This window comes from Streptomyces sp. NPDC088354 (assembly GCF_044753585.1).
Classification (GTDB): Bacteria; Actinomycetota; Actinomycetes; order Streptomycetales; family Streptomycetaceae; genus Actinacidiphila.
Genome location: NZ_JBIVNJ010000002.1, coordinates 192,456 through 218,420, shown reverse-complemented (window position 1 = coordinate 218,420; position 25,965 = coordinate 192,456). Strand labels below are relative to the sequence as shown.

Annotated in this window: 19 protein-coding genes; 6 read left to right on the top strand and 13 right to left on the bottom strand. The window is 72.6% G+C overall.

The window, feature by feature from the left end:
* Positions 1 to 147 precede the first annotated feature (147 nt).
* Both ACIP98_RS04315 and ACIP98_RS04310 read left to right on the top strand, forming a co-directional pair.
* Complete coding sequence (locus tag ACIP98_RS04315) at positions 148 to 999, top strand: formate/nitrite transporter family protein (RefSeq protein WP_401973662.1); 852 nt, start codon at positions 148 to 150, stop codon at positions 997 to 999.
* Between the two features lie 189 nt (positions 1,000 to 1,188).
* Positions 1,189 to 4,626, top strand: coding sequence for a phosphocholine-specific phospholipase C (locus ACIP98_RS04310; protein ID WP_401973660.1), 3,438 nt, complete (start codon positions 1,189 to 1,191; stop codon positions 4,624 to 4,626).
* 52 nt (positions 4,627 to 4,678) lie between these two features.
* Here ACIP98_RS04310 and ACIP98_RS04305 read toward each other — a convergent pair whose 3' ends face one another.
* From ACIP98_RS04305 to ACIP98_RS04275, 7 genes are all read right to left on the bottom strand, one after another.
* The gene (locus ACIP98_RS04305) at positions 4,679 to 5,047 is read right to left on the bottom strand and encodes a VOC family protein (protein WP_319657503.1); all 369 of its coding nucleotides are present in this window, start codon (positions 5,045 to 5,047) and stop codon (positions 4,679 to 4,681) included.
* Between the two features lie 78 nt (positions 5,048 to 5,125).
* Positions 5,126 to 5,605, bottom strand: a complete 480-nt coding sequence (locus tag ACIP98_RS04300; protein ID WP_401973975.1) for a hypothetical protein — start codon at positions 5,603 to 5,605, stop codon at positions 5,126 to 5,128.
* A 2-nt stretch (positions 5,606 to 5,607) separates the two neighbouring features.
* The gene (locus tag ACIP98_RS04295; RefSeq protein ID WP_319657502.1) at positions 5,608 to 6,978 is read right to left on the bottom strand and encodes a molybdopterin-dependent oxidoreductase; all 1,371 of its coding nucleotides are present in this window, start codon (positions 6,976 to 6,978) and stop codon (positions 5,608 to 5,610) included.
* Between the two features lie 700 nt (positions 6,979 to 7,678).
* The gene (gap, locus tag ACIP98_RS04290; protein WP_319657501.1) at positions 7,679 to 8,677 is read right to left on the bottom strand and encodes a type I glyceraldehyde-3-phosphate dehydrogenase; all 999 of its coding nucleotides are present in this window, start codon (positions 8,675 to 8,677) and stop codon (positions 7,679 to 7,681) included.
* A gap of 147 nt (positions 8,678 to 8,824) precedes the next feature.
* Positions 8,825 to 9,772 (bottom strand): GlxA family transcriptional regulator, encoded by a 948-nt coding sequence (locus tag ACIP98_RS04285; protein WP_401973658.1) that lies wholly within the window; start codon positions 9,770 to 9,772, stop codon positions 8,825 to 8,827.
* An 81-nt stretch (positions 9,773 to 9,853) separates the two neighbouring features.
* The gene (locus tag ACIP98_RS04280) at positions 9,854 to 10,825 is read right to left on the bottom strand and encodes an MBL fold metallo-hydrolase (protein ID WP_319657499.1); all 972 of its coding nucleotides are present in this window, start codon (positions 10,823 to 10,825) and stop codon (positions 9,854 to 9,856) included.
* A gap of 84 nt (positions 10,826 to 10,909) precedes the next feature.
* A complete protein-coding gene (locus ACIP98_RS04275) occupies positions 10,910 to 11,806 on the bottom strand; it encodes a serine hydrolase (RefSeq protein WP_401973656.1) in 897 nt (298 codons plus the stop codon).
* 30 nt (positions 11,807 to 11,836) lie between these two features.
* Between ACIP98_RS04275 and ACIP98_RS04270 the strand changes: the two genes are divergently transcribed.
* Positions 11,837 to 12,832, top strand: a complete 996-nt coding sequence (locus tag ACIP98_RS04270) for a LysR substrate-binding domain-containing protein (RefSeq protein ID WP_319657497.1) — start codon at positions 11,837 to 11,839, stop codon at positions 12,830 to 12,832.
* A gap of 65 nt (positions 12,833 to 12,897) precedes the next feature.
* Here the strand turns inward: ACIP98_RS04270 and ACIP98_RS04265 are convergent, their stop codons facing one another.
* From ACIP98_RS04265 to ACIP98_RS04240, 6 genes are all read right to left on the bottom strand, one after another.
* The gene (locus ACIP98_RS04265; RefSeq protein WP_401973973.1) at positions 12,898 to 14,262 is read right to left on the bottom strand and encodes a lamin tail domain-containing protein; all 1,365 of its coding nucleotides are present in this window, start codon (positions 14,260 to 14,262) and stop codon (positions 12,898 to 12,900) included.
* Positions 14,263 to 14,809: 547 nt separating this feature from the next.
* Entirely contained in the window at positions 14,810 to 15,628 is an 819-nt protein-coding gene (locus ACIP98_RS04260; protein ID WP_401973654.1) for a siderophore-interacting protein, read from the bottom strand.
* Positions 15,629 to 15,945: 317 nt separating this feature from the next.
* Positions 15,946 to 16,518 carry a dihydrofolate reductase family protein gene (locus tag ACIP98_RS04255; protein WP_319657495.1) on the bottom strand — a complete coding sequence of 191 codons (573 nt, stop codon included), beginning with the start codon at positions 16,516 to 16,518 and terminating at the stop codon, positions 15,946 to 15,948.
* A gap of 255 nt (positions 16,519 to 16,773) precedes the next feature.
* Entirely contained in the window at positions 16,774 to 17,163 is a 390-nt protein-coding gene (locus ACIP98_RS04250; protein ID WP_401973653.1) for a hypothetical protein, read from the bottom strand.
* A gap of 208 nt (positions 17,164 to 17,371) precedes the next feature.
* Positions 17,372 to 17,599 carry a hypothetical protein gene (locus ACIP98_RS04245; RefSeq protein WP_401973651.1) on the bottom strand — a complete coding sequence of 76 codons (228 nt, stop codon included), beginning with the start codon at positions 17,597 to 17,599 and terminating at the stop codon, positions 17,372 to 17,374.
* 175 nt (positions 17,600 to 17,774) lie between these two features.
* Complete coding sequence (locus ACIP98_RS04240; protein WP_401973971.1) at positions 17,775 to 18,470, bottom strand: ABC transporter ATP-binding protein; 696 nt, start codon at positions 18,468 to 18,470, stop codon at positions 17,775 to 17,777.
* Between the two features lie 340 nt (positions 18,471 to 18,810).
* Here ACIP98_RS04240 and ACIP98_RS04235 point away from each other — a divergent pair, with 340 nt between their 5' ends.
* From ACIP98_RS04235 to ACIP98_RS04225, 3 genes are read left to right on the top strand one after another with little or no spacing between them, the layout of a single operon-like run.
* Positions 18,811 to 22,149: an FtsX-like permease family protein gene (locus tag ACIP98_RS04235; RefSeq protein ID WP_401973650.1), complete on the top strand. Its 3,339-nt coding sequence runs from the start codon at positions 18,811 to 18,813 to the stop codon at positions 22,147 to 22,149.
* A gap of 1 nt (position 22,150) precedes the next feature.
* Positions 22,151 to 24,931 (top strand): FtsX-like permease family protein, encoded by a 2,781-nt coding sequence (locus ACIP98_RS04230; RefSeq protein ID WP_401973648.1) that lies wholly within the window; start codon positions 22,151 to 22,153, stop codon positions 24,929 to 24,931.
* Positions 24,928 to 25,929, top strand: a complete 1,002-nt coding sequence (locus ACIP98_RS04225; protein WP_319657488.1) for an ABC transporter ATP-binding protein — start codon at positions 24,928 to 24,930, stop codon at positions 25,927 to 25,929. The genes ACIP98_RS04230 and ACIP98_RS04225 overlap by 4 nt, the downstream gene beginning before the upstream one ends.
* The last annotated feature ends 36 nt before the right edge of the window (positions 25,930 to 25,965 follow it).

The window sequence follows — 25,965 nt, the reverse complement described above, 5'->3', positions numbered from 1 at the left end:
ACCATGACCTCACCTTTTCGTGCCTTTTATCGGCCGACAAGTCCAGGTCTGTGATGTGCGACACCTTTCTTCAGGACGTGTTTCGTGCGGCATAGCATCGAGAAAAGTGAGGCGTTATTCCCGTTATAGCCAGTTTGAGGTGACAGCATGCCCATTCCCGTGTCCCAGGCCCTCGAAGAACAGGGGCAGGCGGCTGCCGAGAAGGCCGCCGGGCTCCGCAGGCCGGGCCGGTTCCTGGTCGGCTCCATGCTGGCCGGGGCGTTCATCGGGGTTGCGGCGGTCCTGCTGCTCGCGGTCGCCGGGCCGCTGCTGGCCGCTGCGTCCCCGTACACGAAACTCGTCGAGGGCCTGGTCTTCGGGGTCGGGCTGACCCTGGCGGTCTTCGCCGGCGCCGAACTGGCCACCGGCACCATGATGACCGCGGTTCAGGGGGCGATCGTCCGGCGCATCACCGCGGCCGACGCGGCGGCGCTGATTCTCGGATCGTTCGTCGGCAACCTCGTCGGGTCGGTGCTGTTCGCCTGGCTCGTCCACGGCAGTGGCGTGATCACCTCCGGTGGCGCCCCCGGGCACACCGCCCCGGCACTCGCCCTGCTGGCGAGCCTGATCAAGGCGAAGGCCGCCGAGTCGGGAGCGGCGCTGTTCTTCCGCGGAGTGCTCTGCAACTTCCTGGTCTGCCTCGCCGTGTGGATGGCGGCGCGGACCCGGTCGGAGGGCGCCAAGCTGACCGTGATCTTCTGGTGCCTGCTGGCGTTCGTCGGTTCGGGCTTCGAACACGTCGTGGCGAACATGACGTACTACGCGCTCGGCCTCTTCGAGCACGTGCCCGGTGCGAACGCGGCCGCCTTCGCCCGGAACCTGCTCCTGGTGGGCCTGGGCAACCTCGTCGGCGGCGGTCTGCTCGTCGGGGCGGCCTACGCCTTCCTCGGCCGCGGCCCGGGGGCGAAGAGTGCCGGTGAATCCTCCGAGAGCGAGACACCCGCGACCGTCCCCGCCTGAGCGGGCGAACGCTGCGGCGTGGTCCCGTCGGCGGGCGGGGCGCACGCCGGCTCATGTCAGGTTCGCCGCACGCCGACTGATCACCTTTCATGCGGGCAGTTGAACACCCGGCGCTCCCTCGTGAACGGTGAACGAAGCTCTGTCGCGGAGGCTTACCGGCCGCGCCGCCTGCAATTTAGCCTCCCCACCATGTCCGACATCTCCCGCCGCAAGCTCCTCGGCGCTCTCGCCGGTGGTACCGCGCTCTCCTTCCTTCCCCCGTCGCTCCTCGAGGCCATGGCCGCGCCGATGGCGCCGGGCGGCATGGACGCGATCGAGCACGTCATCGTGCTGATGCAGGAGAACCGCTCCTTCGACAACTACTACGGCGCCCTCAAGGGCGTTCGCGGCTTCGGCGACCGCACCCCGCTGCGTCTGCCCGGCGGTGCCAGTGTCTTCGAGCAGCCCCGGGCCGCCGGCGGTGCCGTCCTGCCGTTCTCCGCCCGGCAGGCCGCGCGCGACGCCGGCCGTCCCGAGAGCGACATCCAGTACCTCGGCTCGCTCCCGCACGGCTTCTCCGACGCCAACCAGGCGCGGGCGAACGGCTGGTGGAACGACTGGGTCGCCGCCAAGGGGCAGAGCACCATGGCGCACTACGACCGGCGGGACATTCCCCTCCAGTACGAGCTGGCCGACCGCTTCACCATCTGCGACTCCTACTTCTGCTCCGTGTACGGCTCGACCAACCCCAACCGCAACTACCTGTGGACCGGTACGACGGGCTACGAGCCGGACGGCGTCAACAGGGCCGTCACCAACGCCGCCTACGACTACGACCACGGCGGCTACGACTGGACGACCTACCCCGAGCGCCTGGAGGCGGCCGGGATCTCGTGGCAGATCTACCAGGAGTGGGACAACTTCACCGACAACGCCGTCGAGTACTTCCGGCCGTGGAAGGAGATCGGCCGCAAGATCCTCACCAGGGTCAGCGGAGGGTTCGCCACCACCGAGCAGTTCTACGACAGCCTCTGGGACCGGACCCCCGCGGACCGCCAGGCGGCCCTCGCCCAGTTCCAGCAGGGCGTCGACGCCCTGAACGAGGCCGAGCGGCGGCTCTTCCTGCGCGGCGCCTACCGCTCCGAGCCGGACACCCTGATCACCCGGATGGCGGAGGACATCCGCAACGGCACCCTGCCCAAGGTCAGTTGGATCGTGCCCACGGCGGCGCTCTCCGAGCACCCCGGCTCCTCCACCCCGGTCGGCAGCGCCAACCTCATCTACGACCTGCTCGACGCCATCGCGAGCGACCGCGAGACCTGGTCGAAGACGGCGGTGTTCATCAACTTCGACGAGAACGACGGCTACTTCGACCACGTGCCCGCCCCCGTCGCGCCCAAGCCGGAGTCCGGCAACAGCGACGACTGGTTCGGCGGCCGCCCGGTCGGCCCCGGCCCGCGTGTGCCGATGACCGTCGTCTCACCGTGGACGCTGGGCGGCTTCGTCTGCTCCGAGGCGTTCGACCACACCTCCGTGATCCGCTTCCTGGAGCGCTGGACCGGAGTGCGGGAGCCCAACATCAGCGCCTGGCGCCGCAGCGTCTTCGGCGACCTCACCTCCGCCTTCGACTTCAGCCACGGACGCAACCAGCCCGACGTGGAGCAGCCGGGCGCGGTGCCGGCGCCGATCGGCCGCTGGAACCCCGTCCCGCCGAAGGAGCAGGCGCTCCCCGAGCAGGAGGAGGGCACCCGGCCCACCCGTCCCTCTCCGTACCGCCTGTCGCTGCGCGCCGAGGTGGCCGGGGACCAGGTGCGGCTGAGCCTCGGGAACACCGGCGGCAGGGCCGCCGCCCTCACCGCGTACCCCGGCGACGGTGCGGCCCCGCAGACCTGGACGGTGGCCGGCGGCGCGACCGCCGACGGCACGGTCGCCTACGGCGCCGACGGCTACGACCTGCAGGTGCGCGGTCCCGGCTGGGCCCTGTGGGAGTTGCGCGGCGCCGGCGTGGGCGCCGAGGCGTGCGTGGTGGACGAGACCGGCACCGGACCGGTCCTGGTCCAGTGCAGCAACCCCTCCTCGACGACCCGCACGCTGCTTGTGGGGGAGTCGGTCTACCCGCGCAACGCCAATGACGAGATCCGGAGCGTCACCCTCGAGCCGGGCCAGACGCGGACCGTGTCGGTCCACCCCTCCCACCACGGCTGGTACGACATCGTGGTCGTGGACCTGGACGACCCGCGCTTCCTGCGCCGCATCACCGGCCACCAGGCCGACGGCAAGGACGGTGTCACCGACCCGGCCACCGGAACGGTCCCGGCGCTGAGCGCGGCGATCACCCTCCCTGAGCCGCTGCCCTCCCTGGACACCCCGCTCGCGCAGGGCAGTCCGGCCGACGTCGTCGTCACCGTGACCAACCAGGGCACGGCCACGCTGACCGGCCTCGCGGTCGCGCTGCTCACGCCCGCCGGCTGGACGCTCCAGCAGCCGGACGCCGCGCCCGCGTCGCTCGCCTCCGGAGCCTCCGCCGAGGTCCGCTTCACCGTCACCCCGGCCGCGGACGCCACGGCGGGCAGCCTGGTCGTCGCCGCGCACGCGGACGGCAGCGGACTGCTGAAGGTCGCCGACGCGCGCGTCAGGACCAAGGTCGCGCCCGCGATGAGCGTCGCCCTGTCCGGACCGGCCACCTCGCCGAAGACCGACGGCACCGTGCTCTCCCCGGACAGGCCGCTCACCGTCACCGCGACCGTCACGAACGCCGGGAGCACCCCGCTCACCGGCCTGGCGTCCTCGCTCGCCCTGCCGAGCGGCTGGCGGGCCACCCCGGCGGACGGCGCGCCGGCCTCGGTGCCGGCGCGTTCGTCGGTGGCACTCACCTGGGACGTCGTCGCCCCGGCCGCGGCGGCGCGCGCCTCCGCCACGCTCCAGGCCACCGTGACGGCCGTCCTGGCCGGACGGACCAAGGAGCAGACCGCGTCGCTGGCCACGAAGGTCGGCCCCGTCATGACCGGTCTGCTGCTCGCGGAGGACTTCGAGTCCGTCGCCCCCGCCCTGGCCCCGGCCGCCGACCTCAGCCGGCCCGGCCTGGTGGGCTGGACCCGGACCACGCCCGAGGGCTGGACGATCACCAATGCCCCGGGCATGCCGCAGGGGACCCGGGAGCTCCAGGGCTGGTCGTTCCTCTCCAAGCAGTTCTGGTTCCCGGCCGCGCAGGACCGCACGAACTTCACCCGCGGGCTGGGCATCGTCGCCGTGGCCGACCCGGACGACTGGGACGACACCGGCAGCCCGTCCGGCCGCGGACGGTTCGACTCGACGCTGACGACCCCCGCGGTCGCCATCCCGGCGGGCACCTCGACGCTGCACCTCGGCTTCGACTCCCACTACCGCCAGGAGAGCCCGCAGGAGGCCGAGGTCACCGTCGAGTTCGACACCGGCCAGAAGTCCCGGGTGCTGTACTACTCCAGCGCCACCTCCGGGAACACCAACCGCGGCCAGGACCAGCAGAACCGACTGGTCGACCTGCCCGTCGCCGTCCCGTCCGGGGCGACCTCGGTCACGGTGAACTTCCGCATCTTCAACGCCGGCAACAACTGGTTCTGGGCCATCGACAACGTGCGCCTGGGCACCGGCCCGATCGCCGACGCCTGATCCCACCCGCCTGCGCGGGGACACCTCCGTCCCCGCGCAGGCGCGCGGTACGTCAGCGCCTGGCCAGGCAGAAGGGATGCCCGGCGGGATCGAGGAGCACCCGCCATCGGTCGCCGCCCGGCTGGTGTTCCGGTGCCGTCGCGCCCAACCCCAGGAGTTCGGCCTCGGCTTCCGCGAGGTCGTCGACCGCGAAGTCGAAGTGCCCCTGCTGGGGGACCAACGGGCCGGGCCAGCTCGGCGCCCGGTAGCCGTCGACCCGCTGGAAGCCGATGAAGAACCCGTCCTCGCGGGTGAGGCCGGCGAAGTCACCGTCGGAGTCGGGATGGAGTGCGAACCCGGTGGCCCGCTGGTAGAACGCGGCGAGCGCCTCGGGATCGGCGCAGTCGAGTGTGACCGCCGTCAGTCTCATCGGCAGTGTCATGGCACCTCCGCAAGAGCCGTCGTCCGCGGGTGCGAACCCGTGCGGCTCACACCGTAGTGGCCTCGGCCCGCCGGTGGATCACCCCCCGTCCTCCCCGGCGCGGGCGGCTTTGCGGAGGCGGCGCAGCTTGAGGGCGAAGGCCACTGCCGAGACGCCGAACAGGACCGCGGTGATGATCAGCCAGCGGGGGAGGTAGACGTCCAGGGTGAGCGCTGTCGCGTCCGGGTAGGGGCGGGAGATGCCGAGGACGAGGGGGAACCACACCAGCAGGAGCAGGCCGGACAGGAACGCCGGTACCCGCAGGTGGTTGATCCACGGCGCCCTCGGCACGGTGTCCTGGCGGTGCCGCAGTACGGACAGGGCCGACAGGTCGGCGAGGGAGTACAGGGGCAGCAGGATCAGGTCGTGCAGGAACGCCGCTCCCACCAGCCAGATCGCCACTTCGACCGGCCGTACCGCGAACAGCCGCACGCAGGCGTACGCGGTGAGCGCGAAGGAGCAGAGCAGCACCAGCAGGTGCAGGGGGTTGGCGCCGTACCAGCGCAGGGCCCGTGCCATGGTCACGTCCTGAAGGTGAGCCGGTGCACCCACTTGGTGTTGTTCACACCGGGGTTGGCCGGGACGATGATGCGCGCCGGGTAGCCGTGGTCGAGCGAGAGGTCCGCCCCGTTGACCCGCAGGGCGAGCAGGGCACGCGGGTCGTGGATCTGGTTGCCGCGCAGCATCACCGAGCTGTAGGGGCCCGGCGGTTGCACCGACTCCACCAGCACACTCCCGGCAGCGGGGAGGCCCGCCATGGCGGCGAGGTCGGTGAGCCGCAGGCCGCTCCAGTGCTGGTCCTCGGTGGACCAGCCCTCGACGCAGGCGATCGGCAGCGCGGCCGCGTGCCGGCGCATCGCGAGGAGCTGTTCGCGGGTGAAGACCAGGGCCTCACCCCGGCCGTGGACCTCCAGCCGCCAGGCGGGGCCGGTGAGAGTCCGGGTGACGCCGACGGAGGCGGCCGTCTTGTTGATCTGGAACCCGTTCGGACCGCTGCCCGGATTCCGGTTGTGCGGGGCGAGCAGAGCGGTGCCGCGCAGCACGCCGCCGATGCTCTGTCCGGCGGTGACCACCAACAGGGCCAGCGACCCGGCTCCCACCATCCCCACCGCCCCGCGCCGCGAGATCGTGGGGGCCGCCGGCGCGACCGGCACCAGACCGTCCGGGTCGGGCGGCTCGGGGCGGGTGCGGGAGCGACCGGTGCGCAGTTCGGCCCTCAGCCCGCGGGAGCGCAGCGCGTGTCTCATGCGCCCGAACTTCAGGCACACATGGACGACGAAGGCGGCGATGAACACCCACGCGCCGTAGAAGTGCAGGGTGTAGAAGGAGCCGGGAAAAACGTAGAGGAGCTGGATGTTGAGGAGCCCGGTGACGAACTCGAAGACGGCTCCGCCCACCAGGAAGAGCAGGGACAGCCGCTCGAGTCCGTGCGCGAGCGACCGCAGCGGCGGCCACGAGAAGAGTTTCGGGATGACCGACCACAGTTTGGCCAGCAGGACGGGCAGCAGGACCACGCCGAGGGTCACGTGGACGCCCTGGGTCAGCCGGTAGAGCCAGTACGGGTGGGTGGGCCAGTCGAACAGGTAGAAGCCGAGCAGGCCCTTGCCGGGGGTCTGGTCGTTGAGCGGGCCCAGGTCCGGGTTGTACGCGGCGTAGGACAGGGCCCCGGTCACGAACAGCACCGGGATGCCGAGGAGCAGCACCAGCGCGAACACCGACGTCAGCCACGGCCCGCGGATCGGGCTGCGCCAGAACCCGGGACGGAAGGGTCCCGGGGGCGCAGATGCCTCACGGGCCCGCCGCAGGTTCCGCCACGGGTGCGTCCTGCCGCGCCTCGACCGCCCCGGTCCGCCGGCCGGACCGGGGGCCGGGCGCTGTCCGTCACCGCTCATCAACCGTCTCCTCCGCCTCCGGGCCGTGCCCTGGGCGGGGGAGCGAGCGGCCTCGATCACGCTTCGCTACACATAGACCAACGCGACCGGCGGGAGGCCGCACCACCACCACGGATCCCGGCACGTACCGCGAACACCGCACACGACCCCACCCGGGTGGCCCATTCCCGGATCCGCCGCAGGAGTCCCCGGGGGAGAGGGGAGTGCGGGTGCGGTGGTGCCGCTCGCGTCGGCGATGCTCGTCGGCCGACGTGCGGCGGCGTGTCCAGGGCGACGGCGGGCGAGCCCCGTCCTCGGTGAGGGCCTTCCTGCGGCTTGGCCGGGTCGCGGACCGGAACGGCCGTACGTGGTGGTCTCCACGCCGTCGCCGTCGCCGTCGCCGTCGCCGCCGCCGCCACCGCCGAGGCGGTAGGTGGGCTGCTGGTCTCCGAGGCCCGGTCAGCCGTGGACTCCCGCGGCCACGGGGAGTTCCCGCCGCTGGGGCCGGGGCGGCGCTCGCGGGGCTGGTCGCACGCACCAGGGCAGACGAGGTCCTGGTCAGCACGGACGGGTACGACCGCGCGGCACGGCACGACCGCCGGTGCGACCCGTCGCCGTGCCCCCGGTCGCGCACGAGGCGGTCGTCCGCGAGGCGGTCAGGGGCCGGTCGCATCCCGGCCCCTGACGGGTCATCAGGCGCGGTCGGGGGTGCGGTTCGCGGTCAGCCCCGGGCGAGCAGTTCGAGCGTGTCGACGACGCGGTTGGAGAAGCCCCACTCGTTGTCGTACCAGGCCACCACCTTCACGTGCCTGCCGTCGACGCGGGTGAGGGCGGAGTCGAAGACGGCCGACGCCGGCTGGCCGGTGATGTCGCTGGAGACCAGCGGCTTGTCGGTGTAGTCGAGGATGCCCTTGAGCCTGCCGTCGGCGGCCGCGCGGTAGGCCGCGAGCACGTCGTCGCGGGTGACCTCGCGCGAGACCGTGGTGTTCAGCTCCACGATCGAGCCCACCGGGACCGGGACGCGGATGGAGTCCCCCGACAGCTTGCCCGCGAGGTTCGGCAGCACCAGGCCGATGGCCTTGGCGGCCCCCGTGGTGGTGGGCACGATGTTCACGCCGGCCGCGCGGGCGCGGCGCAGGTCGCGGTGGGGGCCGTCCTGGAGGTTCTGCTCCTGGGTGTAGGCGTGCACCGTGGTCATGAAGCCGTGCTCGATGCCGGCCAGGTCGTCCAGCACGGATGCCAGGGGGGCCAGGGCGTTCGTCGTGCACGAGGCGTTCGAGACGATCACGTGCGCGGCGGGGTCGTAGACCTCGGTGTTCACGCCGTAGGCGAGCGTGACGTCGGCGCCGTCGGAGGGGGCGCTGACCAGCACGCGCCGGGCACCGGCGTCGATGTGGGCACGGGCGGCGTCCGCCTTGGTGAAGCGGCCCGTGGACTCGAGCACGATGTCGACGCCGAGTTCGGCCCACGGCAGCTTGGCGGGCTCACGTTCGGCGAGCACCTTGATGCGGCGCCCGTCGACCAGCAGGTCGGTTCCGTCGACCTCGACCGAACGGCCGAAGCGGCCGAGGGCGCTGTCGAACGCGAGCAGGTGCGCGAGCGTGTCGGGGGCGGTGAGGTCGTTGATGGCGACGACTTCGAGGTCGGTCTCGCGCTCCAGCAGGGCGCGGAGGGTGTTGCGTCCGATGCGGCCGAATCCGTTGACGGCGATGCGGGTCATGAAGGTGCCTTTCGTGTCGTCCTGTCGCCTCCATCGTCGGTATCCGTGCGAAGGGCCGACAGTGGCCCGAATGACACCGTGCGCAAGGATCTCGCCACGCGTGCCGGACGGGCGCGCGGCCTCGCCTCGGGGCGGGCCGGGGGCGGGTCAGGCCGAGAAGGTGTGCCGGTACTCGGTCGGGGAGGTGCCGAGGATGCGCTGGAAGTGCAGCCGCAGGTTCGCCCCGGTGCCGAGCCCGACGCGGCCGGCGATCTGCTCCACGCCCAGATCGGTGCGTTCCAGCAGTTCGCGTGCCAGGTCCACCCGCGCCCTGAGCACCCACTGCATGGGCGTGTAGCCGGTGTCCTCCACGAACCGGCGCGAGAAGGTCCGTGCCGACACCCGCGCGTTGCGGGCCAGGGTCTCGATGGTCAGCGGTTCGGCGAGATGCCCGAGCGCCCACTCACGGGTGCTCGCGAAGAGGTCGCCGAGCGGCTCCGGCACGCTCCGGGGGACGTACTGCGCCTGCCCTCCGCTGCGGTACGGCGCGGCCACCAGCCGTCTGGCCACGTGGTTGGAGAGGGCGACGCCGTGGTCGCGCCGCACCAGGTGCAGGCACAGGTCGATGCCCGATGCCGCGCCCGCCGACGTGAGCACGTCGCCCTCGTCCACGAAGAGCACGTTCTCGTCCACCCGCACCCGCGGATGCCGCTCGGCGAGGGCCCTGGTGTAGTGCCAGTGGGTCGTCGCCCGCTTGCCGTCGAGCAGGCCCGTGGCCGCCAGCGCGAACGCTCCGGTGGAGATGGCGGCGAGCCGGGTCCCCCGCTCGCGGGCGGCCATGAGCGCGTCGACGACCGCGGCCGGCGGGCGGGTGGTCGCCGGCTCCCGGTAGCCGGGGATGAAGACGGTGTCGGCGTGCGCCAACGCCTCGAGGCCCTCGGCCACGTGGTACGACAGGCCGTCGCCGCCGGTCACCGGCCCCGGAGTCGCGCCGCACACCCGCACCTCGTACGGCATGCTCGGCCGGTTGGAGAACACCTGGGCGGGGATGCCGACGTCGAGCGGCTTCGCCCCGTCGAGCACGAGCACGGCGACACGGTGGTTCTCGCGGCTCATCGGGCCTCCTTTCCCATGACGCGGACGACCTCTGTCGCAAGCATCCTGCCATCGGGGAGCGGGCGCCCGGGGCCGCGAGGGTCACCGCCCGGCGGTCCAGGCGGATCGGTAGTCGGGGACGACGACCCGTGTCGCCGGGCACGCGTGGCGCACCTGGGCGACGAAGGCGTCGACGTCCGCCGCCGGGTCGCGGAGCGGGGGCCCGCTCAGCGGCCGCTCGAAGTTGTCCCAGTGCACGGGTACGACCACGCCGGGGGCGCCGAGTGCCCCCAGCAGCCGGGGGACGTAGCGGTACGTCGAGGCGCTGGTCGGCACCGCGATCATCGCCAGGTCCGGGCGGAGCCCGTCGGCCGCGCGCTCGCTGAAGTCACTGGCACCCATGAGGAACGCGGACGGCCCGCCGCCGGCCGTCACCTGGAAGGCGAGGGTGTCCCCTTCCGGCAGGTCGGCGATGGTGCTCGGGGGCGCCGCGGGCAGGGCGGAGAGGGTGCCGGGCGCGAAGTACGCGTGCTGCCGGTTGCGGCTGTGCAGGCTCGGGACGACCTCCACCGTGATGCCGTCGAAATCCAGCACCTCGCCGCCCCTGACCACGGAGATCTGCGACGCGTCGACGCCGAGCGCGACCAGCAGGTGGTACGTCGTCTCCGTGCCGACGACGCGGGCCCCGGTGGACTTGGCGATGTGGGGCACGTCCGCGAGGTGGTCCCAGTGCGAGTGGCTGACCAGGACGAGTTCGGGGCGGCCGATGTGTGTCCGCACCTCGTCCTCGTCGGTCCGCAGCCGGGTCTGCGGGTCGAAGGCGCCGGTGAAGAGACCGGTCGGGAACCGCGTGAGGTACGGGTCGAACAGCACGGTCCGGCCGGCCACGTCGATGCGCCAGCCGGCGGTGCCCAGCCAGCGGAACGATGCCGTGCCGGCATGCGGCGGCGCCTGGCTCCGGGAGGAGGGGACCGTACCCGGTGCCAGTGGTGCGGCCGCGGAGACCGCGGCCCCGCGCAGCATCGTGCGCCGCCTGAACCCCTGCTGCCGTCGTGCGTCACTGTCGTCACTCATGGGGCCCAGAAGATCAGGGCCGAACCGGCCGCGTCCAAGACCAAAATCCCGCACCTGTCATCAGTGATCGGATATGAGGGCAGGTCAGACGCCCTCGGTCCGGAGGAAGTCGACGGCGATCCGTGCCGCGGCGCCGATCGCCGCGTCCACGGCGGGGCGCGAGGCCGTCAGTTCCCGGGTGCGCGTGAAGACGGCCACCGCGTAGCGGGCTCCGTCGGGGTGGCGGACCACTCCCGCCTCGGCGTGAAGGCCCGGCAGGGTGCCGGTCTTGGCCGCCACCGTCACCTCGTCCGGGAAACCGGACACCAGGCGGTGCCGGAAGACCTGCCGGCCCATCAGTTCCCGTACCTGGTGGCAGGCTTGGGCCGGTCCCGCCTCGTCGCGCCAGATGAGGCGCAGCAATCGGGTGATGTCCCGGGGAGTGCCGGCGTTGGTCCGCTCCGGGTCCAGTACGGACAGTCGCCGCTTGTGCTCGTCCGGCAGCGTGGGCCAACGGGCCGCGAAATCCTCCTCGGTGCGCGCCCCGACATCGGTGAGCATCGACTCCAGCACGTCCCGGGGACCGCCCACGACCCGGATCCCAGGGAGCCCGAGCTCCTCGGCCAGCAACCGCACGGTGTCCAGGCCGATCCGCGCCAGCAGCAGATCCGCGGCGGTGTTGTCGCTGACCGCCATGGCGAAGTACGCGAGATCGCGCAGCGAGAGTTCGATGTCGTCCGCGCATCCGGCGGTTCCCCAGCCGCCGAGGCGGTCCGCCGCGGTCACCCGGACGCGTTCACGGGGGTCGAGCTGGCCGGCCGCGGCCTGCCGGGCGAACTCCAGCACCACGAGGATCTTCAGGACGGAGGCGAGGACCACGGACTCGTCCGCGCCCACCGCGACCTCCGGCGCGTCTCCCGGCCCCGCGCCGACGGGGACGGCATGCAGCATGCCTTCGGCGCCCGCCGCCGCGAAGACCTCCCGGATCTTCCGCTCGACCATCAACAGCTCCCTCCCGTAGGGTCCTTGCCCGTGGATCTCTTGCGACACCTGCGCATTTTCGTCGCCGTCGCGGAAGAACTGCACTTCGGCCGGGCCGCGGAACGGCTGGGCACGGCCCAGCCGCCGGTCAGCCGGGCGGTGCGCGGGCTGGAGAAGGAGCTCGGCACCGAGCTGTTCGACCGCTCGCGCCGCCGGACGGCGCTCACCGCGGCGGGCACGGTGCTGCTGGAGGAGGCGCGGGAACTCCTGGCCCGGGAGGACCGCCTGCGGGCGGTCGCGCGACGTGCGGCCGACGGCGGTCCGGGCACCCTGCGGGCGGGCGTGCCGCCCGGCACCACCGCGGCGGTGATCTCCGCGCTGCTCGCCGCCTGCGCGGCCGACTCCCCGCGGCTGCGGGTCGATCTGCGCGAGGCCACCACCGGGGAACAGATGCGATCGCTCGGCTCCGGCGGCCTCGACGTCGGTCTCGTGCACCGGCCGGTGGCCGGGACGGGACTGCGGTTCGGACCGGAGACCGTTTTCGACCTGGGCGTGGTGCTGCCCCGCACCTCGCCGCGGGCCCGGCAGGCCCAGGTGGCACTCGCCGAGCTGTCCGGGCAGGACCTGCTGCTGTTCCCCCGGGACGACGCGCCCGGATGGTACGACCGGCTTCTCGAGAGCTGCCGCGCCGCGGGCTTCGTTCCGGGCGAGGTGCGGCACGCCTCGAGCCCCGAGTTCCTGCTGGCCCTGGTCGCGGCCGGCCACGGCGTCGCCTTCGACCAGGGGCACACGGCGCGCAAGGAGCCCCGCGTGGTCTGGCGCCCCCTGTCCGGCCGTCCCCTCGTCCGCCGGATCGGCGGTGCCTGGCCGGCGGGCCCCTCGGCGCACCCGGCGGCCGCCCGCTTCGCCGAACTCGCCGCCGGTGTACTGGCGGCGGACCGTACGGGCGCCGTGCGCCAGGACGACGGCACTGACCCGCCGGACCCGCCGGACCCGCCGGACAGCCCGGACGGGCCGCCCCGCCCGTGGTCGGTGGTGTTCGGCTGAGGGAGCGCAGCGGGCCCTGTCCCGGGTGGACAGGGCCCGCGGGCGTGCACGGGGACGGGCGGGTGTCAGCAGGTGATGGTGCCCCTGCGGAGCGCGTGGCCGCTGGTGTTGCTGTCGTCGGCCCAGTAGACGGGCTTGGAACCGGAGACACACTCAGCGGCCGGGGCCACCGAGAAGCCCTCGTTGTTGATGTCGGCCATGCCGCTGGGCCGGTTGTAGACCGCCGTGGTGGCGAAGACGCCGGACGCGTCGACCCGCATGGTCCGGTGCCGGCCGCCACAGGTGTCGTCGCACACGACCCACAGGCGCGAGGCCTGCGGCTCCCACTGCAGCTCCATGACGCCGGCCATGCCACTGCTGACGGACGCCACACGGGTGAAGGTGCCCGCGTCCTGGAGGACGTAACCGTAGATCATTCCGGTACCCTCGACGCCGACGAAGAACACTCCGCCCGAGTGCGTGCCGTAGCGGTTCGGGTCGTAGGCCGCGCCGGTCGACTCGTCCTTGAAGCCCGCCGCCGTCAAGGTGGTGTCCGGGACCCAGGTGACCGCCTCGAAGCCGAGGTTGGAGCCGACGGAGGGCAGACCGGAGGTCAGGTTCCACTCCTTCGTGGCGGTCAGCGTGGTGGACGTCCCGCTCACGTCGTACCGCAGGACGGAGAGGCGGCTCGTGCCGGACGAGTCGCCGTTGCGCTCGCTCGCCACGAACACACCGCCGGCGGCACCGGCGCCGGTGACCGTCACCCCCTCGCTGTCAGGGGTGCCGGAGCCGCCCGGGAAGCGCAGCTTCTTGCCGGTGGTCCAGCCGTTCGCGGTGTCGGGCTTCCAGCCGCCGGAGCCGTTCGGGAGCAGTCGCCACAGCGTCCCGGAGTTCTGGGCTCCCCACAGGACGCCGCCCTCCTGGTACAGACCGCTGAGGTCGGAACCGAAGACGTTCGAGGCGTCGGCCGTCGCCACCGAGCCGCTGCCCGGCCACGCGACCGGCGAGGTGCCGCCTTCGCCGCCCCCGCCGCTCGTGCCGCAGTCGTTCGCCGCACCCAGGGTCAGCTCGGCCTCGCCGAACGCGCCGGTGCCGTCGGGGCAGCGCGACCACGACGGGTCGGAGTGGTCGTCCCAGCTGAAGCTGTCGACCAGAGTGCTGCCGTCGGCGAGGTAGAGCCGCGCCTGGTCGTCGGAGCCCAGGCCGAACGCGTCGTGCACGTCGAAGGCCCGGAACCCGCCGGGGGCCAGCGAAGTCCCGGACGCGATCTTGTACTTCGAGCTCTTGTTGTCGTCCTTGAGGATCCAGCCCGAGATGTCGACGGTGCCGGTGCCCTTGTTGTAGAGCTCGATCGAGTCGTTGACGTCTCCGGTGGTCACGACCTCGTTGATCCGGATGTCGTCGGCCGGGGCCGCATGGGCCGGCGTGGCGACCAGAGTGCCGGCCACCATCGCCGGGCCGGCGAGGCCGACGAGAAGGCGACGCAGGGTGCGGCGTCGCCGGGGCGTACGCGATGCGATCACGAAGTCCGTCCTGGGGTCGTTCTGACAGGCCGGAGTGAGGCTTCCGACGTGGTCCGAACGGGTGCCGTCCGTGAGAAGTGTGCCGTGTGAACGGTGGGACAACTGGTGTGAGCGGTGGCGACCTTGGGGTTCGCGCGGCTGCCTGACCGGTGCGGGGCAGACAGCGGCGCACCGGAGGGCCGCGCCTGCCCGGCGCCCACTCTCCGTCAGACCCGGGTGGCAGGCGCCGCGTCCGGCGCGCCGGTTGACTCAGCCGAGTGGCCCGTGACCGCCCCGCTCCCACGACTGATCGCAGCAGGTCGGGAACTGCCGGGCCCGCATCAGTTGCCCAGCGCCGTCGAGACCAGGTCGGACATCGGCCGGCCCTCTCGGCCGGGCTTCCTGCACAACGGATAGTGCCGAGCGCGCCGGAGAGGGGGGCGGCCTGTCCGGTCGCGCCCGCGGCGGCGGTCAGGGGGGCCACGGGACAGGCCCCTTAGGCGGGGTGGTGGGGTTCGTGCTTCCAGAATCCGGTGAACGTGATGCGGTCCTTGGGGAGGCCGGCGCGGTGGAGGTGTCTGCGGCCCTTGGTGGAGAGGCCGGACTCGCCGACGACGAAGGCGTAGGCGGAGGTGTCGACGGTGGTGAGCCGGCGGAGTTCGTCCAGTGCGGCATGGCCGGGGACGGAGTGGGGGTTGCCGCGGACGACCCAGGTGATGTCCATCGCGGCGGGGGCGTCGAGGTCGCGGCGGTCGCCCTCGGTGGGGATCTCCTGGATGAGCCGGCCGACGGTGTCGCGGGGGAGTGAGCGCAGGATGCCCGTGATCGCGGGCAGCCCGCTCTCGTCGGCCACGACGATGACCTCGGAGGCGTCGGGCGGGCAGTCGAAGGTGATGCCCTGGTCCAGCAAGGCCAGTTCGCCGCCGGGGCGGGCGGCGCAGGCCCAGACCGCGGCGCGGCCCTCGACCTCGCCGGTGGGGCCGCGGTGGACGACGAAGTCGATGTCCATCTCGGCGGCTTCGGGACGGAAACCGGCCACGGTGTAGTTCGCGCAGTGCGGCCGTTCGATCTCGGGGATGGCGAGGTAGGGATACCACCACCGGGCGCCGGTGAACTCCGGCATCCGCAGCACGGATTGGTGGGGCAGCGTCATGAAGAGGCGGAACCAGTGGTCGTAGCCCCTCCACGGGAACTCGGCGAGATCCGCGCCCGTCACGGTCACGCGCTGGATGGAGGGGGAGACCCGTTCGGCGCGGACCACCTCGGCGCGGAACAACCGGGGGTTCTTCGGTGGGAGCCGCGGGATCTTCGCCATGAGGGAAGGCTAGCCTAAGTTATCCGCGGGGCCCATCGCCCCCGCGTCCTGAACGGAATCCGCCCCGTGTCGAGGTGACCTGACACCGCGACACGGGGCAGGGATCGCGTGGCGGTCAGCGGGTGATGGCCCTGGTCTCCAGGAACTCCACGAGTCCGGCCCGGCCCGTCTCCCGTCCGTTGCCCGACTGCGCCGATCTCCGCCGTGATCTCCTCGGTACGCGGCTGCGCGCCTGCCGTCATGCGATGGAGCAGCGCCGCGCGTTCTCCGGGCGCCGGGACCGGACCCACGTGGGCGCAGGGGCTCCCCGGGCGTCGTCAGCGGACGACGTCGAAGACCTGCTTCTGCACACCGTTGGCGTAGACCTCGTGCTCGACCGGCCGCAGCTTCTGGGTGTCCTTGTCGGTGGTGCTGAACAGGCGCTTGCCGGCGCCGAGCAGCAGTGGGAAGACGAGCAGGTGGTAGCGGTCGATCAGGCCCGCGTCCGAGAGGCCGTGGTTCAGCGAGGCGCTGCCGTGGACGATGATCGGGCCGCCGTCGGTGTGCTTGAGGGCCGCGACCTCGTCGAGGGAGCGCAGGATGGTGGTCTCGCCCCAGTTGGAGACCAGGTGGTCCTCGGTGAGGGTCGTGGAGACCACGTACTTGGGCAGCGTCTTGTAGTGCGCGAACTCCGCCATGTCCGGCCACACCGGGCTGAACGCCTCGTAGCTGACCCGGCCCATCAGGATCGCGGTGGACTCCTGCTGTTCCCGTCCCTTGATCTCGTACGCCTCGGGAACGAACTCGACCTCCTTGAAGGTCCATCCGGAGTTCCGGTAGCCCGGTTCGCCGCCCGGCGCCTCCATGACTCCGTCGAGCGAGATGAAGGCCGTGCTGATGACCGTGCGCATGAGAGGTCCTCCTCCGTGTCCGGTGGCAGGTGTGGTGCGACGGCTCGGGACGCGGCGCTCGTGCCCCGAGGTGCCGGTGTCCGGCACCGTTCCAGGATGTGACCGACAAAAATATTTGTCAAGGAGGGGGAAGTTGTCGGTTGTCGGTTTTTGACGGCCGGGGCTCTGCTGCCCGTGACGTGCGGCAGCCCCCGGCGCTCGGCGGCGCAGGGGCCGCTGGGTGCCGGGGGCTGTGCGGGTTCGGTGGGCGGGGGGTCAGATGTACCGCATCAGGGAGAGGTGCCCCAGCGGGTCCCGGTGGATCCGGTGCACCTCCACGCGGCCTCCTTTGACGAAGACCCCCGCCCGGGCGGCACGCTCCGGTGCGCTGTTCGCCCGGGTGAGTGCAAGGTGCACGGCGTGGCCGGCGTCGCATGCCCGGTCCACGATGTAGAACAGCCAGATGTCGCGGGGGCCTTCGGCCCGGGTCTGCAGTCCCACGAGCCACTTGCCGTGGCCGGCCGCGGGTGCGCGGGTCTCGGCGCCGCGTGTGCGAGGGAAGCGGTCCTCGCCGGGAGCCGGACGCGGCGTGCGGGACCCTGCCTCGGCGGCGGGGTCTTGTGTGAAGATCTCCCGGGGGTCGCATCCGGTCATCTCGAGCAGCATGGCCTCTTCTCTCCCTTCTCGGTTCCGGCGACCGCGCCGGGTGGTGAACCCCCCGCCCGGTGTCGAGATTGTCCGAAATGTTCCTGTACTCTCCAGACCGGGTGGCACGGCCGTTCGTGACATCGGACAGGGCCGGCCGGCAGAGGCGTTCACACCTTTCCCAAGGTGTGTCACGGCCTGGCGCACGCCCGCCCGGGGAAGCGTCCGCTCACGCTTCAGATGCCCGGCGGGCCCCCGGTCCCGGAGCCCGGGTCGGCGTTCGAGCGCGCGGAGCCCAGGAGTCCGCGAAGGACTCCCCGAGCGCGTCGAGTTGCGTGTCGACCTCGGCGATCTCCTCGCGCAGGTGGCGGATGCGCACCTCGAGGAACTGCGCTTCCGCCGTCAAGGACATGACGGCCACCCGCACGCGAGAGGTGTCGTCGCTCTTTCGGAACATGGTTGCCCTTCCTGACGGTTCGGCGCGGACGTGACCCGGGGCAGGGGAAGCGGGGGACACATGCCGTTGACAGGGCAGGCGAGAAGATTGTGACACCGGTGGCCGATGGGGCGCGGCGGCTCGGTGCCGTCGCCCGCGGGCGGCGCGGCGGCCCCGCCCCGGGCGCGTCACATGGTCAGGACGATGCGCCCTCACCGGCGGGTGCGCCGTTCAGGAGGGAGCCGTCGCGCAGTTCGATGACGCGGTCGGCGAGGGCGAGGAGCTGGGGGTCGTGGGTGGCCACGAGGGCGGCGACGCCCTCGCTGCGCACGACGGCGCGCAGGAGCTCCATGACGGCACGGCCGGTGTCGGCGTCGAGTTGGCCCGTCGGTTCGTCGGCGATGATCAGGGCCGGGCGGTTGGCCAGGGCGCGGGCGATGGCCACGCGCTGCTGCTGGCCGCCGGAGAGCTCTCCGGGGCGCTGGGCGGCGTGTCCGTCCAGGCCGACGAGGGTGAGCAGGAGGGCGACGCGCTCCTCGCGCTCGGCGCGGTCGGCCTTGCGCAGCCGCAGCGGGACGCCGACGTTCTCGGCGGCGGTGAGGATCGGCAGCAGGCCGAAGGACTGGAAGACGAAGCCGATGCGGTCCCGGCGCAGGGCGAGCAGTTCGCGTTCGCCGAGCCCGGCGAGTTCGGTGCCGTCGATGCGGACGGTGCCGGAGTCGGGCCGGTCCAGCCCGCCGATGAGATTGAGCAGCGTCGTCTTGCCGGACCCCGACCGGCCCTTCAGGGCGACCAGTTCGCCACGCCCCACGGTGAAGGACACACCCCGCACCGCGTGCACGGCCGTGTCCCCGCTGCCGTAGGTGCGCACCAGGTCCTCGACGACGACCATCGCGTCGGAAACCGTGCCACCCCCGGCCGGGTCTCCCTGTCGGTCCAGCACTCCGCTACTCATGGCGGCCACCCTATTGAGAGCACACCAGGACAGCTACGGCGTGACTGCATATCGCAACGTGATGATGGGCACAGTGGGATTTCGCGACAATCATTGGCAAGAGTGCGTCCGAATGAGATGATCACTCCGCGTTCGAACGGACTGCGGCGATGTCGCGCGTCACCCGCGCTACGACTCGTGGCTGTACCGTCCGGACCTCCGCAGCAACCACACTGCCGACGCAGTGAACGGAGCCGAAGTCGCTTCCGCGGTTGCGGAAGACAGGGGTTGGGGACAGTTGCCGAGGTTTGTACTGCTGCGGCTGCGTGCCCACCGGCTGCTCCTGGGTGCCGCCTTGCTGTCGATCGTGCTGACAACGTGCACGGTCGCGGCGCTCGCGGCCTTCGGTGCGTCGGTCGGTGACGCGGGACTGCGGCGCGCACTGCAGGATCCGTCGTCCGGCCGGACGCTCGTCGAGGTGACCGAGGACGCCAAGGGCGACGACGGTCCGGATGTGGACGACGCGATACGCAAGGCCGTCATCGGCGCGTTCGACGGGCTGCCGGCCACCGTGGCCAGGAGCACCCGTTCCGGCGCGTACGGTCTACCGCCGAGCCTGCGGCCACCGGGCGCGGCGGACTCGGACAACCCGGATCTGACCGTGCTCGCCACGCTCGACCCGTCGCGGGTGACGGTCGTCTCCGGTGATCTTCCCGGGCCGCCGGCGGGGGAGGGGCCCTTGCCGGTCGCCCTGCCCGAGTCGGCGGCCGCCGCGCTGAAGGTGCGGCCGGGCGACGAGGTCACGCTGGCCGACCGGCTCGGCGGCGGGACGTTGAAGGTGCGGCTCACCGGTACCTACCGGCCGACTGACCCGGATTCCGCCTACTGGCGGCTGGACCCGCTGGGCGGCCGCGGGACGCAGACGCTGTCGTTCACCACGTACGGGCCGATGCTCGTCGATCCGGCCGCCTTCGCTCCGGGCCGTGTTCCGGCGGCCGAGGTCGTCTGGCAAGGACACGCGGACTTCGCCACCATCACCACGGCCCGCATGGACGGTCTCGGTGCGAGCGTCCGGCAGGCGGTGACGCGCATGGGCCACCTGGGGCCGGAGGGCAAGGTCGCGGCGACCAGCGAGTTGCCGGATCTGCTGGACGAACTGAACCGGACCCTGTTCGTGAGCCGTTCCACGCTGCTCGTCGTCGCGCTGCAACTGGGACTGCTGGCCGGGCTCGCGCTGTTCCTGGTCTCCGGGCTGCTGGCGGCCGAACGCTCAGGGGAGACCGCGTGGCTGCGTGCCCGTGGTGGCTCCCGCGGCCGCATCGCCGGGCTCGCCGCGACCGAGGCGCTTCTCCTCGCGTTGCCCGCCGCCGTTGCGGCTCCGCTTCTGGCCGGACCGATGGTGCACCAGTTGGCCGCCCACGGGGCCTTGGCCCGCGCCGGGGTGACGCTGAAAACGCCCCCTTCCGACGTCTGGTGGGTGGCCGCTCTCGCCGCGGCCGTCTGCGCCTTCATCGTGCTGGCCCCGTCGCTGAAACGCCCCGGGTCGTACGCGGGTGAGCAGGCGGCGGGCGACGGCAGGCGGGCGCTGCCCGGCCCGGTACGCGCCGGGGCCGACATCGGCCTGCTGGTCGTGGCAGTCCTGGCGTTCTGGCAGCTCTCCCGCCGAGCCGGCGGATCGGGCGTGCTCACGGTCGACAACGCCGGGGCCCTGGGCGTGGATCCGGTCCTGGTGGTCGCGCCGGCGCTGTGTCTGCTCGCGGGCGCTGTGCTCACCCTGCGCCTGCTGCCGCTGGCCGCGCGGGTCGGCGAGCGGGGGTCGGCACGGGTCCGCGGCCTGGCGGCGGCGCTTGCCGGCTGGCAGCTCTCCCGGCGGGCCGGACGCGGGACCACGCCCGCGCTGCTGCTGGTCTTCGCCATGTCGATCAGTGTCTTCGCCATCGGGGAGAGCGCGAGCTGGACGGGTTCACAGAACGACCAGGCGGATTTCGCCGTGGGTGCGGACGTCCGCGTGACCGGGTCGTCCACCCCGCCCCTCGGGCAGGGCGGTGTGTACGACGGCGTACGCGGTGTCACCGCTGTGACGCCCGCGGGCCGTTCGTCGGTGCCGCTTCCCGGGGACCGCGAGGCGACCGCCCTCGCCGTGGACGCCGGGACCGCGGCCGGCGTGATGCGGATGCGCGAGGACCTGGCGGACAAGTCGCTGCCGAAACTACTGTCGGGCCTGCGACCCGAGCGGGACGTCCCCGCCGGGGCGGAGGGGTTCGTGCTGCCGGAGGACGTGGCCCGACTGCGGGTGACCATGAGCCTTGAGGCCGCGGACACCGACGACCGAGCGGTCGCGAGCACCGTCAAGGACCACATACGGGCAAGCTTCGTCGACCGTTACGGAACGCCCTACACCTTCGTGCTGGGCGACCTTCCCGCGGACGGCCGGCGGCACGTGCTGGAAGCGGACCTCGCCGCCGAAATGGGCCGGGCGTCCGGCGCCGGACCGGCCGGCCCGCTGCGGCTCAACGGGCTCAAGGTCGATTTCCTGGTCCCTGGCCAGGACGAGCACCACCGGCTCTCCCTGACGGCACTGACCGCTGTGACCACGGACGGAACCACGAAGGCGGTGCCCGTGCCCGACGGCGGCACTTGGAGTGCCCGCACACGGACCGAGGCATCCGTGGCCGATCAGAAGCAGGCAGGCCTTGCGGTGGCGTCGGCGCAGACGCCGCATTCGGATCACGGCACTCCCTTGACCGTGCGCTACAACACCGGGGAAATACCTTTTGCGGACAACCAGCCGAATGGCTCCAACGGTGCCGCGGTGGATCTGCGCGCCGGCAACGCGTTCACGGGCCCTGTGCCCGCGGTGGTCACCGACACGTTCCTGCGGGCGGTTGACGCGCGCGTGGGTGATGAGGTGAGCGTCGATGTGCGGGGAGTGAAACTGACCGTCCGTATCGCCGGAACGGTACGGGCGCTGCCCACCACCGGCGCGGCGTCGGCCGAGACCGACGGCGGTGCGCTCCTGCTGGACCTGCGGACGGTGAACCGCGCGCTGGCCGCGCTGGACCAGTACGGGTGGCAGCCGGGTGAGTGGTGGATCGCAACCGATCCGGGCGCCGGTACGCGTGTGGCGTCCGAGCTGAGGGCGCGTGGCGACATCACCTCGGTCCTGGCCCGCGACGAGGAGCGGGCCGACCTGCGGAGCGACCCGCTCGGCGCCGGTCCCCTGTCGGCGTTGCCCGCCGCGGTGCTGACGGCGACGGTGCTGGCGGCCGTCGGCTTCGCTGTGGCGGCCATCGGTGCGATGCGGGAGCGGGCGCAGGAAACCGCCATCCTGGCCGCACTGGGTGCGCCGCGGCGTTCGCTGGCCCGTGTGGTGGCCGTCGAGCAGGGTCTGCTGGTGGTGGTCGCGATCGCGGTGGGAACGGTGCTGGGCGCTGTGCTGACCCGGTTGGTGGTGCCGCTGATCGTCCTGACCTCAGGGGCGGACAGTCCGGTGCCGGCGGTGCGGGTGGAGTTGCCGTCCGGGTCGGTCCTTCAACTGCTGGCCATCGTGGCCGTGGTGCCGCTGCTGGTGGTGGCGCTGATGGCGCTGCGGTCGACGGACCCGGTCCAGGCGCTGCGTCGTCAAGGAGGGGAGTGACATGACCGAACCGCTGAGTCCTGTCGGTCACGGCGACGTGTCCTGGGTCCGCGCCCGTCTGCGGGCCGCCCCCGGCGGGGCCGTGGCCATGGCCGCGTTGGTGCTGGTGACGGCGTTCCTGGCAGCGGTGATGCCGCGGGCCGTGGACGGGTACGAGAACGACGCGCTGCGTGACACGCTCCGGCAGGCGCCGCTGGCCGACCGCAGCGTGACGATGTCGCTGGGTGTGTCGCAGCTGTCCGTCCCGGAGGGCGGCGAGGCGCTGCTCACCCCGCAGGCGGTCGCCAGGACCGAGGGAACGTTCCAGCGGGTCGTCCGGAAGCCGCTCGCGCTGGACAAGACGCAGACCGTCTACGGTGTGCGCAGCGCCGATGAGACTCCGGCCGTGGACCCCGGCCTGCCCCGTCCCACCAAGCTCCTGCCCCCGCAGGCCACGCTGTTCGCCCAGGCGGGCCTCGCGGGCCGTACCCGGATCGTCTCGGGACGGCTGCCCCGGGCCGGCGAGGACACCGCTGTCGTCGAGGCGGCGGTCACCGACCGCACCGCCAAGGTCATGCGGCTGCACGCGGGTTCGGCAATCCACCTCCAGGACTCCTACGGCTCCGCGCTGACCCTCCGGGTCACCGGAGTCGTGTCGCCCCGGTCCCCGCAGGCCCCCTACTGGAACGCCGAGCCCGACCTCCGCGCGCCGACGTTGATCACCGTGCCCGCGAAGCCGCCCAACACTCCGACGTTCTACTGGCACTTCACCGCGCTGATCTCCCCGGACGCCACGGCCGCCCTGCTCCGTCTCCACGACGGCGCGGAGGTGTACTGGCACCATCCGGCCGACATCGCGGCGCTCACCGCGCGTGACGTCCCCGCGGCCCGCGACCGGATCTTCGCGCTCAACGCGGGCCCTGACGCCGCCCGGCTGCAGGGGCTGACCCAGCAGCGGGGTCTGACCGTCGAGGAGCACGGCCTGGCGGACCTGCTGACGCCTTTTCTGCGTGAGCGTGCCGCGTCCCAGCCGCTGATCCTGGTGGCCGCGGTCGGTGTCGGCACGGTCGCCGCCGTCGTGCTCCTGATGGCCGCCGGCTTCCAGGCGACGCGCCGCCGGCCGGAGTTGACGCTTCTGCGCGCCCGGGGCATCGCCCTGCCGGGCCTGGCTGCCCGGCTGATCGGCGAGAGCGCCCTGATCGCGGTCCCGTCGGCGGCCCTCGGGCTGGGACTCGCGCTGCTGCTCTTCCCGGCCGAGCGCTCCGCACTGTCCCTGGTCTCGGCTGCCGTCGTTGTGCTCGTGGCCACCTTCGCCCTGCCGCTGCGAGCTCTGGCCGCCGCCCGCAGGCCGCGGCTGGAACAGCGCGAGGACCTGATCGCGGTCCGGCCGTCGCGGCGCAGGACCGTGGCCGAGCTGACGGTCGCCGTCATCGTGACGGGCGCGGTGGCCGCACTGCGCCACCGGGGCACCGCCGACGGTGGCGCCGATGTGCTCACGGCCGCGGCACCGGTCCTGATGGCGCTGATCGCCGCGCTGGTGCTGCTGCGCGTGTACCCGCTGCCCGTACGGCTCCTGGGCCGTCCCGCCGCCCGCCTGAACGGTGCGGTGCTGCAGATCGGTGTGGCCCGTGCGGGCCGCGCCCCCTCGACCGCGGCACTGCCGCTGCTGGCCGTGCTGATCGCCCTGACGGTGACGTCCTTCGGGGGCTCGGTCCTCGCCGGCGTCGAGAGGGGACGCGACCACGCGGCGGTCGTCAAGGTGGGAGCGGACGCTCGGGTGCAGTCCACCATGGGCCTGGCACTCCCGGAGGGGCTGGACGCCCGGGTCCGCCGGGTCCCCGGGGTGCGCGACACCTTGGGCGTCCGCGTCGAGACAGGACAGCTGCTCCAGGCGACGAATACCAGGTACGACGTCCTGATCGTCGATCCCGGACGCTACGCACGCCTCACCCGGTACACCGGCGTGGGGACCTCGTTCCCGGCGGCGGCACTGGCCGACCCGGGCCACGGCCCGGCCCCGGTCATCGCCTCACCACGACTGGCCCGGCAGATCGGGCACGGCACGACGACCGTCTACACCGCGGCGAGCGCATTCGACGTGCGTGTGGCGGCCACCGTGCCGGAGACACCGGCCGTCGCGGGCCGTGAGTTCGTCATCGTCTCCGAGGCGTCCGTGCATCGCGCGCACCCGGGGGCGGTGTCCTCGGCCACGCGTCCACTGACACTCCTGATCAGCGGCGAACACATCGACGGAAAGGCCTTGCGCGCGGCTGTCCGCGATGCCGGGGCACGCGACGTCCAGGTCCTGCTCCGCTCGGAGGAGCGGTCCGCGTGGAGCACGACCGCGCTGCAGTCCGGTGCGCGCGGTGTGTATCTGGCGGCGGTGGCCGCCGGTGCGGGCTACAGCGTGCTGGCGTTGCTGCTCTCCTTGATGCACAACGCGCCGCAGCGGCGGGCCCTGCTCGCCCGGCTGCGCACCATGGGCATGACCGGCCGGCAGCGGCAGACCCTGGCGGTGCTGGAGATGCTGCCGCAGGTCCTGCTCGGCGCGGTCGGCGGCATCCTGGTCAGCGTCGCCACCGTGCCGCTGCTGCGGCCGGGCGTCGACCTGACGGCACTGGCCTTCAGCACCAGCACACCCGCCACCGACGTCTCGGCAGCGGTGCTGCGCACCGACCCCGCCTCCCTGCTCCTGCCGTCGGCCGCGCTCGTCGCGCTGGCCTGCGCGGTCCTGGCAGTACAGGCATGGGCCACCGGACGACGCGGCGAAGGAACGGAACTGCGGATCGGGGACCGAGCATGACCGACAACACGACCCAGACCGGCACGAGCGCGGTCGCGGACACGGCCGGGGGCGGCGTGTCCCTGGCGGAACTCGAACGGCGCGCCACCGCGCACCGCGATCGTCCCGCCTACGGACAGGACGCCCTCATCGCCTGCGACCGCCTGGTGCGCATCTTCACCGCCCAGGGCGTCGAGGTCCAGGCCCTGCAAGGACTGGACCTGCTGGTCGCACGCGGCGAACTCATGGCCCTGGTCGGCGCGTCCGGCTCCGGCAAGTCCACCCTGCTGAACATCCTGGCCGGCCTGGACACGCCCACCGCCGGAGCCGCCACCGTGGCCGGCTTCGACCTGCTCGACCTGGACGGCCGCAGCCGCCTGCGCTACCAGCGCGAGGTCGTCGGCTTTGTCTGGCAGCAGACCTCCCGCAACCTGCTGCCCTATCTCACCGCCCTGCAGAACGTCGTCCTGCCCATGCAGCTCGCCGGAGGCGTCAAGGGCCGCAAGGAACGCGCCACCCGTGCCGCCGAACTCCTGGAACTCGTCGGCGTCGCCCACTGCGCCGACCGCCGGCCCCAGCAGATGTCCGGCGGCGAACAGCAGCGCACCGCCATCGCCGTCGCGCTGGCCAACCACCCCGCGCTCGTCCTGGCCGACGAGCCCACCGGGCAACTCGACTCCGCCACCGCCGACCAGGTCTTCGGCGCCTTCCGCGCCATCAACCAGGAACTGGGTACCACCGTCGTGATCGTCACCCACGATCAGGCGGTCGCCCAGGCCGTCGACCGCACCGTCGCCATCCGCGACGGCCGCACCGCTTCCGAGGTGCTGCGCCACACCACCGTCGACGACCAGGGCAACACCACCACCCACGCCCGCGAGTACGCCACCGTCGACCGTGCCGGCCGTCTCCAGCTGCCCCGGGACTTCGCCACCGCGCTCGACATCCAGCACCGGGTCCTTCTCGACCTCGAACCCGACCACATCGAGGTGCGCCCCGACCGCCACGACGACAACTGAGGCGGCGTCCGGCTGTCACACCGTTCCGCTCTGTCC